Consider the following 14,798-nt stretch of genomic DNA (forward strand, 5'->3'; position numbering starts at 1 on the left):
TCGCTACAGCACCGTCAGTCCGTGCGGGCGGTGGTTCATCGACTCGCAACCGTCCTCGGTGACGATGACGATGTCCTCGATCCGCGCGCCCCATTCGCCGCGGAAGTAGATGCCGGGTTCGATACTGAAGGCCATACCCGGCCGCAGCACCAGGTCGTTACCCGCGACGATGTAGGGCTCCTCGTGCACCGACAGCCCGATGCCGTGGCCGGTGCGGTGCACGAACGCCGCGCCGAAACCGGCCTCGGTCAGCACCTCTCGTGCCGCCGCGTCCACCGAGGCCGCGGTGACGCCCGGACGTGCCGCGGCGACGGCGGCGGCCTGGGCCTGTTCGAGAACGTCGAATTTCGCGGCCACCTCGGACGCGGGTTCACCGAGGACATAGGTCCGGGTCGAATCGGAGAAATAGCCCGGTTCCACGGGGCCGCCGATATCGATGACCACCACGTCGCCGCGTTCGATCCGACGTTCGGAGACGTGGTGGTGCGGATCGGCTCCGTGCGGGCCGCTGCCGACGATGACGAACGCCGCCTCGAGATGGCCTTCCTCGACGATCGCCCGTTCGATCGCGGCGCCGACCTCGGCTTCGGTGCGCCCCGCGGCGAGGAACTCCCCCATCCGCGCGTGCACCCTGTCGATGGCGGCGCCCGCCCGGCGCAGCGCGTCGATTTCCGCGGCCCCCTTGATCATGCGCAGTTCGCGCAGGACCGGGGTGGCCGATGCGGGCAGGCCGCTGACGGACTGGGCCAGCGGGATCAGATGCAGGGCGGGCATCGCGTCGGCGACCGCGACCCGCGATCCGGCGTGCAGGGTGGATTTCACCAGCTGATAGGGGTCCACGCCGTCGACCCAGTCGAGTATCTGTAGGCCGAGTTCACCCGCCGCCGAACCGGACAGCGAGGCCAACTCCAATTTCGGGATCACCACCGACGGTGTCGCACCGTCGGCCGGGATCACCAGGCAGGTCAGCCGTTCGAAGGATTCGGCCGCCGACCCGATCAGATACCGCAGATCGGGGCCGGGGGTGATGAGCAGGGCGTCCAGATGCGCGACCCGCATCAACTCCACCGCCCGCTCCAGCCGCTCCCCGTACACATCCGCCGCGAACCTGGACTCCGTGTGCGAACTCATAGCATCCGACGTTACCCGCCGACCGCGGTCGCGCGAACCCGAACAAAGGTGAGGTGCGGTTTCCGCCCGGCGACGCGGGTGCGCCGACGGCGAAGTCCGGCGACTTGTCGGCGCGGAAAGGTAGCCTCTGCGCGTGACCTCTGCGACTTCCGGTGCGCCCCTGCTGCTCCTCGACGGGGCCAGCCTGTGGTTCCGGGCGTTCTACGCCATCCCGGACAAGATCACCGCCCCCGACGGTCGTTCGGTGAACGCGCTGCGCGGTTTCACCGATATGGTCGCCTCGCTGATCACCAAACACTCGCCGAGCCGGTTGGTGGTGTGCCTCGACCTGGACTGGCGCCCGGGCTTCCGCGTCGATCTGGTGCCCTCCTACAAGGCGCACCGCCTCGATACGACGGCGGGCTCGGCCGACGGCGCGGAGGAAGTGCCCGACAAACTGACCCCGCAGGTCGACATGATCCTGGAGGTGCTCGCCGCGGCGGGAATCGCCACCGGTGGCGCGGAGGGACTGGAGGCCGACGACGTACTCGGTACCCTCGCCTCGCGGGAACGCACCGATCCGGTGGTGGTCGTCAGCGGTGATCGCGACCTGTTGCAACTGGTCCGCGACGATCCGGCGCCGCCGGTGCGAGTGCTCTACGCCGGTCGCGGCCTGGCCAAGGCCGAACTGTTCGGCCCGGCCGAGGTCGCCGCGAAATACGGTGTGCCCGTGCCGAACGCGGGTCCGGCCTACGCCGACCTGGCCACCCTGCGCGGTGACGCCTCCGACGGGCTGCCCGGCGTCGCCGGAATCGGCGAGAAATCGGCGTCGACCTTGATCACCCGCTTCGGATCGCTGGAAGCCCTGATCGCCGCGGTCGAGGACCCGGAATCCGAACTCGCCGCGGGTGTCCGCGCCAAACTGCGCGCCGCGGACGACTATCTGAAGGCCGCCGCCCCCGTCGTGCGCGTGGTGCGCGACGCCGAGGTCGAACTCTCCCGCGCCGACACCCTGCCCGCCGCGCCCGCCGACCCGGATCGGCTGCGCGAACTGGCCACGAAGTACAACGCGGAAAGTCCCGTCACCCGCCTGATCACCGCGCTCGGCGCACCGAGATCGCACTGACACGACGAAGCCCGGCCGAGTGGATTCCCCCGCCCCCAGCGGAATCCACGAACGGCCGGGCTCGGCGGAAACCCGCGCGCCTGTCGGCGATCGGCTACCTCAGCTCGGGCGACCGACCTCGTAGGTCCCGTTCTCGTTGGTGATCTTGACGTTGACCTTCTTCTGCTCACCGCTCACCTGGAGGGTGCATTCGAAGGTGGCGTCGACCTTGACCTCCTGGCCGGACGGGCAGGAGACGCCGTCGACGTCCTGGATGCCGTAGGAATCGGTGAGCACCTTCTTCACCCCCTCCTGCACGGCGGCCTGGTCCAACTTGTCCTTCGAGGTCAGCACGACCACCAGCGCGACGATCGCGCCGACGACCAGCACACCGAGGATGCCGAGGCCGATGAACAGCCCCTTGCCCTTGCCACCGCTGGAGGGCGGCGGCGGGCCGGGATGCCACTGCTGCTGCGGCGGCTGCTGCTGACCCCACTGCTGCTGCGGCTGCTGGTTCCAGTCCTGCGGCGGCTGCTGCTGACCCCACTGCGGCTGCGACTGCCCCCACTGCTGCTGCGGCTGAGCACCCGTCTGCGGCGGCTGCTGCCCCCACTGCGGTTGCGACTGCCCCCACTGCTGCTGCGGCTGAGCACCGGTCTGCGGCGGCTGCTGCTGGCCCCACTGCTGGGTCGGCTGCGCCTGCTCCGGATTCTGACCACCCCAGTGCTGGGTCGGCGCGGCCCCGCCCTGCGGCTGCTGTGCACCCCACACTTGGGTGGGATCGTTACGTCCCTCCCCGGGGTCGTTCGGTCCGTACGGGCCGCTCATCTGCTTGCCTCCACTCGCATCGGTATACATACGGTAGCCCCCCGACGGCGAGTAGTCGCATAGCACAACTCCTCGGCCACGGTCGGTACGCGAAGAAATCAAATCACAAGTGAATCGCCTACGCGGCGTCCACCGCAACGACACCCCGCCGAATGGCGCGCACAGCCTTCGCCGCCGTCGCGGCCACCTCGACGTCGTCGGCGGTGCCGTGGATCTGGTCGAGCAGATCGATGACCTGCCTGCACCAGCGCACGAAATCGCCCGCCGACAGCGGCGACCCCTGATCACCGCTGGCCAGCAACGACTCGGCCAACCCCTCGCCGCCGGCCCATTTGTGGACACCGGCGACGAAACCGGTGTCGAGTTCCCTGGTGGGCGCGAGTTTGTGCCGGGCCTCGTCGGTCCGCAACTGGCTCCACACTCCGATGGTCGCGCCGAGCGCGCGCCGAATCGGTTCGGTCGGACCGGTGGCGCCGAGGTAACCGCCTTCTTGCCGCGATTCGAACACCAGCGCGGAAACCACGCCCGCCAGTTCGGCCGGACCGAGCCCGCGCCACAGGCCCTGGCGCAGGCATTCGGCGACGAGCAGATCGCATTCGGCGTAGACGCGCGCGAGCCTGCGTCCGTCCGCGGTCACCTCGCCCGCGTGCACGAAACCGCGCTCCTCGAGCAGCCCGAGAATCCGGTCGAAGGTGCGTGCCAGCGAATTCGTGGTGGCGGCAACCTTCTGGCGCATGGAGTCGGTCTCCCGGCTCAGGCGGTTGTAGCGCTCGCCGACCCGGCTCATCTGCTCCCGATCGGCGCGGGTGTGCGCCGGATGCGAACGCAGACTGCGACGCAACGTGGACAGTTCCCTGTCGTCGGCCGCACCCGAGCGCTTGTTCCTGCGCTGCCTGCCCGGCACCGAGATCCCGGTGTCGCGCAGCGCGGAGGCCAGATCGCGCCTGATGCGCGCGGTCCTGTGGTCGACCCGCCGCGGCAATCGCATATGCCCGAGCGCCTCGGCGGGCACCGGGAAGTCGGCGACCGAGACCCGGCCCGCCCATTTGTCCTCGGTGAGGACGAGCGGACGCGGATCCCCCGGTGTCGTGTCCGGCTCCAGGATCACCGCGAGTCCGGCCCGCCTGCCGGTCGGAATCGCCACCACGTCGCCGCGGCGCAACGCGGTCAGTGCCGTCACCGCCGCACCGCGACGATCCATCCTGGTCTGCTGTTCGAGCTGACGTTCGCGCTGTTTGATCCGCTCGCGCAGCGAGATGTATTCCAGGAAGCCACCTTCGGCGCCGTCGAGTTGTCCGCGCAGTTTGCGCAGCTGCATCTCGTTGCGTTCGATGCCGCGCACCAGCCCGACCACCGAGCGATCGGCCTGGAACTGCGCGAAGGACCGCTCGAGCAGCGCCCGCGCCTCGTCGGAGCCCATCCGGTCGATCAGATTGATGGACATGTTGTAGCCGGGCTTGAACGAACTGCGCAGCGGGTAGGTCCTGGTCGAGGCCAGACCAGCGACCGCGCTGGTATCGACCTCGGGCTGCCAGAGCACCACGGCGTGCCCCTCGACATCGATACCGCGCCGACCGGCACGACCGGTGAGCTGGGTGTACTCCCCCGGTGTCAGTTCGGCGTGCGATTCACCGTTGAATTTGACCAACCGCTCCAGCACCACCGTCCGCGCGGGCATGTTGATGCCGAGCGCGAGGGTTTCGGTGGCGAACACCGCGCGGACCAGCCCGCGCACGAACAATTCCTCGACCGTGTGCCGGAACGCGGGCAGCATCCCCGCGTGATGGGCGGCCAACCCGCGGTGCAGCGCCTCGCGCCACTCCCAGTAGCCGAGCACCTCCAGATCACCCTTGGGCAGGTCCCCGGTATGCCTGTCGATGATCGCGTCGATCTCGGCGAGATCGGCGTCGCGGCTCAGATCGAGCCGCGACCGCAGGCATTGCGCCAGCGCGCCGTCGCAGCCCGCCCGGCTGAAGATGAACGTGATCGCGGGCAGCAGCCCTTCCTCGTCCAGTTTCGCCAGCACCTCCGGGCGTGGCAACGGACGGAAATCGCGCCTGCCGCCACCGCGACCGCGCGGGCCGCCGCCCCAGCCGTTCATCCGGTCGGCCGCCTCGCGCTGCTTGATGTAGCGCACGAGATCCTCGTCGACCAGCACCTTCTGCTCGCTGGACTCGGTGTCGAACAGATCGAACATGCGTCGCCCGACCATGACGTGCTGCCACAGCGGCACCGGCCTGGTCTCGTCGACCACGACGCTGGTGTCGCCGCGCACGGTCTCCATCCACGCGCCGAACTCCTCGGCATTGCTCACCGTGGCCGACAGGCTGACCAACCGCACCTCGGCGGGCAGATGCAGGATCACTTCCTCCCACACCGCGCCGCGGAACCGGTCGGCCAGGTAGTGCACCTCGTCCATCACCACGAAGGACAGCCCGCGCAGCGCGTCCGACGACGCGTACAGCATGTTGCGCAGGACCTCGGTCGTCATGACGACCACCGGCGCGTTCGGGTTGATCGCCTGGTCACCGGTCAACAGACCGACCTGGTCGCGCCCGTACCGTTCGGTCAGATCGGCGAACTTCTGGTTCGACAGCGCCTTGATCGGCGTCGTGTAGAAGCACTTCCCCCCGGCGGCCAAGGCCATGTGCACGGCGAATTCGCCGACGACGGTCTTACCCGCACCGGTGGGAGCGCACACCAGAACCCCGTGCCCGTCCTCCAACGCCGCGCAGGCGTCGCGCTGGAAGGGGTCGAGGGTGAATTTCAGCTCGGCGGAGAATTTCGCCAATTCGCCCGTCCGAGACCGGTCAACTGTCACTCGTTCTGACACGCTTTCGTCGCGGACGTGCTGCCCTTCATGTGTCACTTCACCTATTTAACACGGCATGGCCGACAACCAGCACCGGAGCGGACCGGGCCCGCGCGATGAGCGGAGCGGTCCTGTGAGCGCCGGGCCGACGTCGCCGTCGCTTTCCGATGCCACCGGCCGTGGCGGCGGGACCTACCTGCGTGATGCCGAGACGGTGGCGGCCCTGTCACCGGCCGCGGTCACCGCGCCGTGTGCGGTTCGCGATTCGCGGTGGGTCTACGGCTTGCGTCGGGTGGATTGCCACGGTCGCGTCATCGACAAGAAGGTCATCGGCGCGCTGGGCTGGATCAGCGGCGCGCGGCTGGAGGGATCCGCGGTCGAGGGGTCGGCGCGGCTCGCGCTCGACGCCGAGGGCCGCAACCGAGTCACCAGGCACGGCGATCGCTGGCTCAGCGCGCGGCTGCGCAGGCGGCTACGGCTCGATGCCGGTGATCAGGTGCTCTCGGTCGCCGACACCACCGACGCGACGCTGTGCGTCTTCACGATAGGTGCCCTGGACCGGCTCATGGGCGCCACTCTGGACAACTCCGACAACGAGGTGGCCCTTCATGACCTCATCGCCGAAAACCGAGATCGCGGCCGTTCGTCTGCTGCTCGACCGATTGGGCGTGACCGCGCAGGATCTCCTCGCGGACCCGCACAGGCTGCGGAAGTGCCGACCTGGCGAGTGCCGCTGATTGTTCGAGGCGGGCGTTGGCCCGGGTGAGCAGCGGCGCGGGTAACAGGCTCGGCAGTGCCGATTGGTGGGCGAGGTCCTAGGCCAACGACACCGCACCGAAAACCAGCACCAGGCCGACCAGCAGCGGCATCGTCAACACCTGCATCGCCGCCGCGAGCGGGATCAGCGCCAGCACCGCGGCCCGGATGAAATCCGCGCCGACCACGACCGGTTTGCGTCGGTACCGGTCGATCAACACCCCCGCGATCAGGCCGAACAGCAGGTACGGCAACCTTTGAGCCGCGCGCAGCACACCCAACTCGAAACTCGAAGCCCCCAGCGTCAGCAGCGCGAGCAACCGCAGGGCTCGAGCGGTGATATAGATCCCGAAGGTCGACACACCATCGGCGAACCAGAACCACCCGAAACCCGGCACCGTCGGCAGCGGGTACCGAGAACACGATCGGATGACATCCTCCGCCGACACCGGATCCCCTTCTCTTGCGCGAGATCAACACTGCCAGAACGCAGTACACCAGCCGCCCGGTTCCGGCAGATATGCGTGCGATGGAACCCGCCGACTTTCGGGCATGCCACCGCGCCCGCCGATACCCGGCCCGCGCCGAGCAGATGCCCGTTGGGGCAGCGCCGCGGGGGAAGTTCGGCCCATTCGCCATCACGCAGCCGGTACAGCCTTCCGGCTTCGACCCGACGACCCGCGACGTACTTCCGACCTTTATGGGTCGCAGATGCGTTCGAATAAGGGGTTCGGGGGTGGATATCAAGGCTGGTCGCCTGGCATGCTCTGTGAGCATGGCGACCGCAGGCTACTTGGTGCCGCCCGAGGATGGCGATGAACGGGCATTTGTCGAGTTCGCCCACACCTACAACGGATATGAGGCCTTCGGCGGTAGTCCGGAATCCCTTGCCTCGGCGACGCGGAAAGTTCGGATTGCCTGGGACGAGATCGGCGAGTTGCCCAACGATCTGGACCTGCTGCGGGGATGCCTGTTCCTCGAGGTCAGAGGGCATCGCCATCGCGGCGACGCGGAACCGTTCAACGAGCTCGCGTTCGTTCGCGCGTTGGTCGGCCGAATCCGGGAATTCTCAGGTGGAAGAGTGGATTAGGACCGGCTGACCATTTTTCCTGTGTCGCTGGTCGGCGGTTTCGGCCCGCGACCGATGCGGGCGTCAGCGGGTCCGGCCGAGCGCACCAATGCCGGTCACCGGCTCTACACCGAAGCCGATGTCGCGCGCCTGTATCAGGTTCTGGCGTTGCGTCAGTCGGGTTCGGGATCGGAGTAGATCGCGAACGTACTCGCGGGCACCGTGACCATGGCGCGAGGGTTGGTCGCGCATCGCAACGATCTCCCCGTTACAAGCGAGACCGACTTCAATACAGTCGAGTCCACTGACATCCAAATCGCACGCCACTGATACTTTCGGGTTTTGTCACCGGAACCGTGTTCCCGAGCACCCCCGCGCCGCGGGCTCGGTCGGGGTGACGCAGGATGTCGCCATGCGCTCTCAGGGCATTCTTCCCTTCCTCGGCCATGTCGTGTGGCTGACCGCGGAACAGGGAGGCCGCCGGTCCGGACCGCCGAACACCCCCGCCGGGTTCGAGTACGTCTCGACTGGTCATGTCCCGCCGCACGGCGTCGAGGAGTCGGCTTCGTTCGTGCTGCGAGTGGAGGACCGGACGGCTTGGTGCTCACCGGCGACGGCGCGGTGGCTCACGTTCGACAACGTTGGCGCCCAGGCGGTGCGGCCGGGCAGCGTCGTCGTGATCACCGAGGGGCCGGTGCGGGTTGTCGCCTATTTCCACGTCACCGAGGTCCTCGAGGAACGGTAGTAGGGCGGGGATACGCGATCCCAGACGGCGTCGGATCTGCTGATGATCTTGCGGAGTTCGCGGGCGCTTCTCGGCGAGATCGCCTGCATCACGATGTCGAGAAGAGCGCGGGCTTCGAGGGGATTGCCGCAGCAGTACCAGTGCACGTTGCCTACCTCGTAATCGCTCCACAGCTCGCGCCGGGGACGGTGGACGTAGTCCTTCCACCGGCGCACGGCTGCACCGACTTCCCCTGGCCGCAGATAGCTGCGAGTGTGCTCGAGGTCGTGGATCTCGGACAGTGTGCGCGAGGACAGACCGTCGATGACTGGTTTCGCATCCGGCGTTCGGCAGCTGCAGGTGCCGGATCGGGAATGGCCCGGCCGACTACGCGGCATGGCCCTTTCGGGTCGTCGTCATCTGCTCATGGTGCCATGTTCAGTCGGAGCTCGCGAGCCGGTGGCGCTGCGACCGGGAGGTCACGGGCGGCTTTCACTTCGCCGTGCACGACGGCCAGCCTCACTCCGACCCCGCGAGTGCTCTCGCGCAGCGCAGCGCGTTCAGGACTGTTTCCGACGTCGCCCGGATGGACTCTCAGCACCCCCGCGTGTAGCCCGAGTTCACCGCACGCCGGGTGATCGCCTCGGGCAACATGTCGACCTGCCGCCCTGGCGGTCCACTACTTCTCGGTAGACCGTATCGCGAGCAACCCGATATCCACCGCCCGGCGGCAGGCCGCGACCAACGCGCGGGTGACCTCGACGCGATCGAGGTCGAGTTCGGCGGCGATCTCCGACGGGCACGACAGCGAATCGGTCCAGGGCATTGCGGGGGAATTCCCGTTCGGCTGGGCCGGCGCGATGACCGGAAGCATCGCAGACGAATAGTTGCGCGCCGGTGCTGGTTCGTACCGCAGCCTGGTGGTAGTCGGCAGGAATGGATGGTGAAACAAGTGAGAAACCGGAGCCGAATGTAGGCGAGGACCAGCGTGAGCGGCCCTCCCCCGATGGTCCGGGAGCGGTGGGCTCCTTCCGGTTCTGGTTCGACGACCATCGTTGGGAATGGTCGGAAGAGATCTGGCACCTCTACGGCTACCAGCCCGGTGAGATGACCCCCACCACCGAGTTGCTGCTGGCCCACAACCACCCCGACGACCGCGCCGCGGTCGCTGACGCCCTCGCGGCCGCGGTACGCGACCACGGGGCCTTCGGCAGCCATCACCGCGTCATCGACACAGCAGGGGTCCATCACCAGGTGATGGTGGTGGGCGACGGAATGTTCGACGCGACCGGCACCGTGGTCGGCACACAAGGCTATTTCATCGACTTGACCGCCAGCATCGCCACCTACGGGCGAGAAGCAATCGACGACGTACTCCCCGACCTGGTGACCTCACGCGCCGACATCGAACAGGCCAAAGGAATTCTGACCCTGGCCTACGGACTCAGCCCCGATCAGGCATTCGCGACACTGCGGTGGCGATCCCAAGAGACCAACGTCAAACTCCGGACCTTGGCGCGACGTCTGGTCGCCGCAGCCAGAGCACTACACGGAGGACCTCCCGAACAACGACTACAGATGGACCACATTCTGCTGAGCCTGCACGAATACCTGGACCCACCCGACGACCAAACCTGACCGCAGAGGTGAAGGATCTCGGTACTGCCGCTTCGCCCCCGGACAAGGTCGTGGGGGTTCAAATCCGGAAGGGGCTCGGCCATTACGCACACGCCCTCCGACGAAAGAAGGTACTGGTGTTGGACTGAGGTAGCGATCCCAACTTTCGGCGCAGGGTTCAAGAACCGCAGCTTGTGAATCGCCGAGACTATTCGCTGCATGCTGATGCAGATGTAGTGCCGTTTACACTTGCCCGACAGAGGATTTCGTCAATATCCAGACACCACACACTCTCTAGGCACCGAGTGTTGGCACGTACCTACCCTTCACCGCATGCGAACTTTATTGAAAGAATGAGCTTTTCGCCGCGTGACACTGTGTCGCGTCGACTGGTCGACAAGTCGGGAACCGCGCGTAGTGCGTCTCCGCCACCCACATGATCGACGCTGATGGAACACCCGTCTGGATATTTACCGTAGACGAGCCACTCTGAACCGGACGGGCCACGGCGCCTGCTCATTTCCTGGAATGCCACCCCCGGAGCGGTGATGCGATCCTGCGGCCGGTCGACGACCGGGCCGAGGAACACCTTTGTGACGACCAAGCGGTCAAGATTCTCTTCGCTGGTGGAGACTGTTTCGAATCCGTTCACTTCGGTTGCCCTGGCGTGCCGTACGGCTGCGGGCGGATCGAGTTTCGCATGTGTCTTGCCCCAGATCACCAGCCCGATGAGAACCACTGGCACGAGAATCACGGCGACGAGGATACCGAATCCGGCGAACCGTTTCGTAGCTGGTGCGCTATCGACATGTGTAGGCTCCGTCTATCAATTCGGAAGCTTTCGCAAACGAGCCCTCGTTCATTGTGAGATAGTTCTTCACCTGCGGACCGAGCTCTGCTTGCGCGAGGTACGCGTCCATGGCACCTTCGGAGTTGTATCCGGCAGCCCCGGATCGGACAGAGCGAAGGAGAAGATCGCCCCGGCCGCGGTCAGTTGAAGAACGAAGATTCCTTGTTGAAGGGTTCCTCGACGCTCTGTTTCTGCCCGAAGAGCTGTGAACTCGGCCAAGGGCCCCCACGCTTCATCGTCAGCCATCCGTTCATCCCCCTGAAAGCCGTTCTCATCAGCAATATTACGCGGAAAGAGAGGAACAGGCCGATCACATTCTGGCGTCAGCCGCAGGACGACGTGGGCGACAAGCGGCTAAGTCGGTTCAGGCAGGTTAGGTGTAGTCGGTTTCGCGGCTGATGCCGAATTCCTTGGCAAGCGAGGATTTCGGCTCTCCCGCAGCGGCACGGGCGCGGAGTTGAGTGTTTCGAATTCTGCCGACGGCTGTCGGCTGCTCTTGAAGACACAGTCGGCTAGGCGGTGTTTCAAAGTGGCGGTTCGGCGACGCTGTGTTGTCGGATGGGTGTTGAAAGATGTTGTGCAGGTGAGCGTGTCAGTGACCTGAAGTAGGTGAGGTCTCCGGTAGAAGGTTCAGCGACCAAGCAAAACCTGAAGTACCGGAGACCTCGTGACCAGCGTATCGGTCGCGGGGCGGTCGGATCTGACCGATGCCCAGTGGGCGCGGCTGGAACCGTTGCTGCCTCGTGGCAAGAAGGCGGGCCGACCGCCGAAATGGAGCAAACGACAACTCATCGACGGGATCCGGTGGCGGACCCGGGCAGGAGTGCCGTGGCGGGACCTGCCACCGCAGTACGGGCCCTGGCAAACGGTCTACGGACTGTTCCGGCGCTGGCAACGCGTCGGGAACTGGGCCTTCATCCTCAAAGCACTACAAGCCCTCGCCGACGCCGCGGGCATGATCGGCTGGCAGATCGGTGTGGACTCCACGATCATGCGCGCCCATCAACACGCTGCCGGTGCCCGCCGTGACGGGCAGCGACAGCGGGAACCACCCGGCGGATGTGACACCAAGCCACGAGACCATGGGTTGGGTCGGTCGCGTGGTGGCTGGACGACCAAACTGCACCTGGCCTGCGAGCAGGGCATGCGTCCATTGTCGTTGCTGCTCACACCCGGTCAAAGCGGTGACAGTCCACAGTTCGTCGCGGTGCTGGAAGCGATCCGGGTGCCTCGGCTCGGGCTGGGCAGACCACGAGTACGACCCGAACGCGTGCTCGCGGACAAGGCATACTCCTCCCGCGCCAACCGTGAATATCTACGGCGGCGCGGTATCAAGGCCACCATCGCGATCCCCGACGATCAGGCCCGACACCGCAGGAACCGAGGCCCTCGGGGTGGGCGGCCACCCACGTTCGACCCCGACATCTACCGGGGCCGCAACACCGTCGAACGCGGTATCAACCAGCTCAAACACCATCGTGCCGTGGCGACCCGATTCGACAAACTCGCAGTCCGCTACCTGGCCACGATCCAAATCGCGGCCATCAACCAGTGGCTACGCTGACCGACTTTGAAAACACGACCTAGCCGCCGACGGTATGGGCTGTACCCTTTGCACCCTTCGACGAATCGAGAGGGCGCCCCAAGGGACGACCGGTTCGGGGACAGCGGCGCGCGAGGTTTGCCGGGGCAGTCAGCTATCGGGAAACTGGTTGCTAGTTCTGTCGTACGACAACAGAACTAGCCGATACAGATAGATTGCTGGTGATGGTCAGGGGAGTCGGGGAGCTTCACCGCCGTTCGGCGGATCCGCGGCTCCCGGCTCAGACCACTGACACTTTCCTACGGACTCGCACCCACATCCGCAGCCCCACCAAGCCGAAACCCTGCCCTACCGGCCGACTGCGACATAATCGCCCGAAATTCGGCTGATGCTACCCGGTAGAGGCCTGCCCCGGCCGGATTGTCAGTCGAGCCAGATCAGGCCGATCCCGACGACGCGGCGCTGTTGTTCGAGGATCAGATACACCAGCAGGGCCTCGCTGTTCGGGCCGAACACCATCTTGCGCAGGTTGCCCTCGGGATTGCGTGGCCAGAAGGGGTCCACGGTGTGAGTTCGAGGAAGGCGATCAGCTCGGCGAAACGCTCCAGCAGTTCGATCGGCATCCCCGCGAGTACCTGGCCGACCTCGTCGGCCTGCTCGTAGGAGTACGAGCGGCGGCTATTGGGCGAGCCGGGCGGCGATCATGGCGCGGACCTCGGCCGCACTCGTGGTCGGCACCGGGCGGCCCTGCTCCAGGTCGGCCACCACCGCGAGCATCCGCTCGTGGGCGGCCACGCCCTGGCGCTGGGTGAGGTCGGCGACCACCCGCCACCCGGCCAGTACCGACAGCACACCGGTCAGGTCCAGCGACTCCGCGGCCGCGGTCATCTCTTCCCGGTACTGGCGCTCGAACTCGGCGCGATCGGCGGCCACCAGGGCGTCACGGATCGCAGCCGGTGTGGTCGGTGCGACCAACGCGGGACCGACCGCTGGTGTGGGCTGAGGCGAGGCCATCCCCCTCACGATATCCCGCGACGCGAGCACCCGGCTGCCTATACTCGATTCCGCGAGCCGGGAGACGTATTCAACTGTCGCGAATTCTCAGACATGGGTCGGCGGCCGAGACCCGTCGGTATCAGTAGAAAGTCAACGTCCCAACCATGGCCCGCGCCCGCTGAGCGCACCGCCGATCCTGATGAGCGTGCCTGTCTGGTCCAGCGGCACACTTACGATGATTCGACAGGCTTGCATTTCATCGGAAGACAGGTGCTTCGTGGACTACCGGCAGTTGTTCGTCGAGATCAGCAAGAGGCCGGGCATTTATGGCCTCGACGGCTCCTTCGGGCAGTTCGTTGCTTTCCTCAATGGTGTTGACGCCGGCAACGACTGGCGACTGCTGACCGGTTTCCGGGAGTGGCTTGTCGTCAGACTCGGTGACGGGAACAACCTCGTCTGGTCGGGCCTGGTCCTGCATCTGGCCTTTCCGAGCCAGCAGTCGGGTTGGCGGGAACTGGTGGCCGATCCGCAGGACAATCGGATTGCGGTGGACATGCTGTTCGGACTGCTCGATGAGTTCCTCACACGACGCACCGAACATGGCGAGCTGGTGCGGATCTTCGATGAGTATCTGACCTGGCTCAAGGCGCAGAGCTGGAGTTGAGCCATCGACCCCGACAGGGGTTCCGGACTGGTGAGGTCGCGTATTGAACTGCCGTGGGATCTGTCTGGTTCCCAGCCTTTGGGTGATCGTGTGTGGGGGCCGGTTGCGTAGCGGGTCCAGACACCGCCTGTCTGGGCGGCGAGTCGGGTTGTGGTGGTGTAGTGGTAGTTCAGGGCGTCGGCGACGACCGGAGCGGGCATGTCGAGGACCCTCATCACCCGCAGCGATCTCGCTGGTTCCTACCAGTCGGCAGGACGGGCCAGCGAAGCGACCGATCTGTTCGAGCAGCTGCTCCCCGATTGCGAGCGGGTCCTCGGCCCTGACCACCCTCGCAACTCGCAGCGGTCTCGCTGGTGCCTACCGGTCGGCGGGGCGGGTCGCCGAGGCGATCCCGCTCTAGGAGCGGACCCTCACCGAGAGCGAGCAGATCCTGGGCCTCCACCATCCGACCACCAGGAAAGTCCGTCGCAATCCCTACAGAGCACGCAAGCAACAGCCGTAATGGCCCATCAAAGGGCCTGGGGACAAGCCCGATCCGGCCCGTTGAGGACCGCACTCTACTTCGGCACGGGCAGTAGATCGTCCAGGACTGCGCGGCCGATTCGCCCGATCAAGTCGATGACGGTATCGGTGATGACGCCTGCGGCGTGGATGACTTGGTCTCGGGCGGCGTTCAGGGCGATGGTGAAGCCGGCTCGGTCGGGGGTGGCCGTGGGGTGGTTGG

General features: G+C 66.4%; 18 protein-coding genes. 9 read left to right on the top strand and 9 right to left on the bottom strand.

The window, feature by feature from the left end; all coding sequences use genetic code 11:
• Window positions 1–3: 3 nt before the first annotated feature.
• Window positions 4–1,131 carry a M24 family metallopeptidase gene (locus DAT37_RS42470; protein ID WP_109530599.1) on the bottom strand — a complete coding sequence of 376 codons (1,128 nt, stop codon included), beginning with the start codon at window positions 1,129–1,131 and terminating at the stop codon, window positions 4–6.
• Window positions 1,132–1,264: 133 nt separating this feature from the next.
• On the opposite strand from DAT37_RS42470, the gene DAT37_RS42475 reads away from it, so the two are divergent.
• Entirely contained in the window at window positions 1,265–2,236 is a 972-nt protein-coding gene (locus DAT37_RS42475; protein ID WP_109530600.1) for a 5'-3' exonuclease, read from the top strand.
• Window positions 2,237–2,335: 99 nt separating this feature from the next.
• Here the strand turns inward: DAT37_RS42475 and DAT37_RS42480 are convergent, their stop codons facing one another.
• On the bottom strand, window positions 2,336–3,043 hold the full coding sequence (locus DAT37_RS42480; RefSeq protein ID WP_109530601.1) for a DUF4333 domain-containing protein: 708 nt from the start codon (window positions 3,041–3,043) through the stop codon (window positions 2,336–2,338).
• 118 nt (window positions 3,044–3,161) lie between these two features.
• Window positions 3,162–5,864 (bottom strand): DEAD/DEAH box helicase, encoded by a 2,703-nt coding sequence (locus DAT37_RS42485; RefSeq protein ID WP_109530602.1) that lies wholly within the window; start codon window positions 5,862–5,864, stop codon window positions 3,162–3,164.
• Window positions 5,865–5,988: 124 nt separating this feature from the next.
• Here DAT37_RS42485 and DAT37_RS42490 point away from each other — a divergent pair, with 124 nt between their 5' ends.
• Window positions 5,989–6,621: a hypothetical protein gene (locus tag DAT37_RS42490; protein ID WP_109530603.1), complete on the top strand. Its 633-nt coding sequence runs from the start codon at window positions 5,989–5,991 to the stop codon at window positions 6,619–6,621.
• Window positions 6,622–6,670: 49 nt separating this feature from the next.
• Here DAT37_RS42490 and DAT37_RS42495 read toward each other — a convergent pair whose 3' ends face one another.
• On the bottom strand, window positions 6,671–7,060 hold the full coding sequence (locus tag DAT37_RS42495; protein WP_109530604.1) for an MFS transporter: 390 nt from the start codon (window positions 7,058–7,060) through the stop codon (window positions 6,671–6,673).
• A 287-nt stretch (window positions 7,061–7,347) separates the two neighbouring features.
• Between DAT37_RS42495 and DAT37_RS42500 the strand changes: the two genes are divergently transcribed.
• The 3 genes from DAT37_RS42500 to DAT37_RS42510 all read left to right on the top strand — a co-directional run bounded on the left by DAT37_RS42500 (window position 7,348) and on the right by DAT37_RS42510 (window position 8,425).
• On the top strand, window positions 7,348–7,701 hold the full coding sequence (locus DAT37_RS42500) for a hypothetical protein (protein ID WP_157978985.1): 354 nt from the start codon (window positions 7,348–7,350) through the stop codon (window positions 7,699–7,701).
• Between the two features lie 21 nt (window positions 7,702–7,722).
• On the top strand, window positions 7,723–7,878 hold the full coding sequence (locus tag DAT37_RS42505) for a MerR family transcriptional regulator (protein WP_232840335.1): 156 nt from the start codon (window positions 7,723–7,725) through the stop codon (window positions 7,876–7,878).
• A 196-nt stretch (window positions 7,879–8,074) separates the two neighbouring features.
• A complete protein-coding gene (locus tag DAT37_RS42510; protein WP_109530606.1) occupies window positions 8,075–8,425 on the top strand; it encodes a hypothetical protein in 351 nt (116 codons plus the stop codon).
• Here DAT37_RS42510 and DAT37_RS42515 read toward each other — a convergent pair.
• Both DAT37_RS42515 and DAT37_RS42520 read right to left on the bottom strand, forming a co-directional pair.
• Entirely contained in the window at window positions 8,389–8,640 is a 252-nt protein-coding gene (locus DAT37_RS42515; protein WP_198654715.1) for a hypothetical protein, read from the bottom strand. The genes DAT37_RS42510 and DAT37_RS42515 overlap by 37 nt on opposite strands.
• 443 nt (window positions 8,641–9,083) lie before the next feature.
• Entirely contained in the window at window positions 9,084–9,230 is a 147-nt protein-coding gene (locus DAT37_RS42520; protein ID WP_157978986.1) for a hypothetical protein, read from the bottom strand.
• 110 nt (window positions 9,231–9,340) lie between these two features.
• On the opposite strand from DAT37_RS42520, the gene DAT37_RS42525 reads away from it, so the two are divergent.
• On the top strand, window positions 9,341–10,042 hold the full coding sequence (locus DAT37_RS42525; RefSeq protein ID WP_109530608.1) for an ANTAR domain-containing protein: 702 nt from the start codon (window positions 9,341–9,343) through the stop codon (window positions 10,040–10,042).
• Window positions 10,043–10,340: 298 nt separating this feature from the next.
• Here DAT37_RS42525 and DAT37_RS44685 read toward each other — a convergent pair whose 3' ends face one another.
• Window positions 10,341–10,775, bottom strand: a complete 435-nt coding sequence (locus DAT37_RS44685; protein WP_157978987.1) for a hypothetical protein — start codon at window positions 10,773–10,775, stop codon at window positions 10,341–10,343.
• A gap of 763 nt (window positions 10,776–11,538) precedes the next feature.
• Between DAT37_RS44685 and DAT37_RS42535 the strand changes: the two genes are divergently transcribed.
• Window positions 11,539–12,435, top strand: coding sequence for an IS5 family transposase (locus DAT37_RS42535; RefSeq protein WP_109530609.1), 897 nt, complete (start codon window positions 11,539–11,541; stop codon window positions 12,433–12,435).
• Window positions 12,436–12,837: 402 nt separating this feature from the next.
• On the opposite strand, the gene DAT37_RS44690 is transcribed toward DAT37_RS42535, so the two are convergent.
• On the bottom strand, window positions 12,838–12,978 hold the full coding sequence (locus DAT37_RS44690; protein WP_157978988.1) for a hypothetical protein: 141 nt from the start codon (window positions 12,976–12,978) through the stop codon (window positions 12,838–12,840).
• A 114-nt stretch (window positions 12,979–13,092) separates the two neighbouring features.
• On the bottom strand, window positions 13,093–13,428 hold the full coding sequence (locus DAT37_RS42540; RefSeq protein ID WP_157978989.1) for a DUF6247 family protein: 336 nt from the start codon (window positions 13,426–13,428) through the stop codon (window positions 13,093–13,095).
• Between the two features lie 259 nt (window positions 13,429–13,687).
• On the opposite strand from DAT37_RS42540, the gene DAT37_RS44695 reads away from it, so the two are divergent.
• Window positions 13,688–14,074, top strand: coding sequence for a hypothetical protein (locus DAT37_RS44695; protein ID WP_157978990.1), 387 nt, complete (start codon window positions 13,688–13,690; stop codon window positions 14,072–14,074).
• A 198-nt stretch (window positions 14,075–14,272) separates the two neighbouring features.
• On the top strand, window positions 14,273–14,798 hold a 526-nt coding region (locus DAT37_RS46600; protein ID WP_198654716.1), incomplete at its 3' end, for a tetratricopeptide repeat protein.

Origin of the sequence: Nocardia aurea, from assembly GCF_003123685.1 — a bacterium.
Lineage (GTDB): Bacteria > Actinomycetota > Actinomycetes > Mycobacteriales > Mycobacteriaceae > Nocardia > Nocardia aurea.

What these genes read in the sequence shown, in the direction of transcription:
- DAT37_RS42470 (WP_109530599.1), bottom strand. Translation starts at nt 1,131, where the DNA reads ATGAGTTCGCACACGGAGTCCAGGTTCGCGGCGGATGTGTACGGGGAG.
- DAT37_RS42480 (WP_109530601.1), bottom strand. Translation starts at nt 3,043, where the DNA reads ATGAGCGGCCCGTACGGACCGAACGACCCCGGGGAGGGACGTAACGAT.
- DAT37_RS42520 (WP_157978986.1), bottom strand. Translation starts at nt 9,230, where the DNA reads ATGCCCTGGACCGATTCGCTGTCGTGCCCGTCGGAGATCGCCGCCGAA.
- DAT37_RS42525 (WP_109530608.1), top strand. Translation starts at nt 9,341, where the DNA reads ATGGATGGTGAAACAAGTGAGAAACCGGAGCCGAATGTAGGCGAGGAC.
- DAT37_RS42540 (WP_157978989.1), bottom strand. Translation starts at nt 13,428, where the DNA reads ATGGCCTCGCCTCAGCCCACACCAGCGGTCGGTCCCGCGTTGGTCGCA.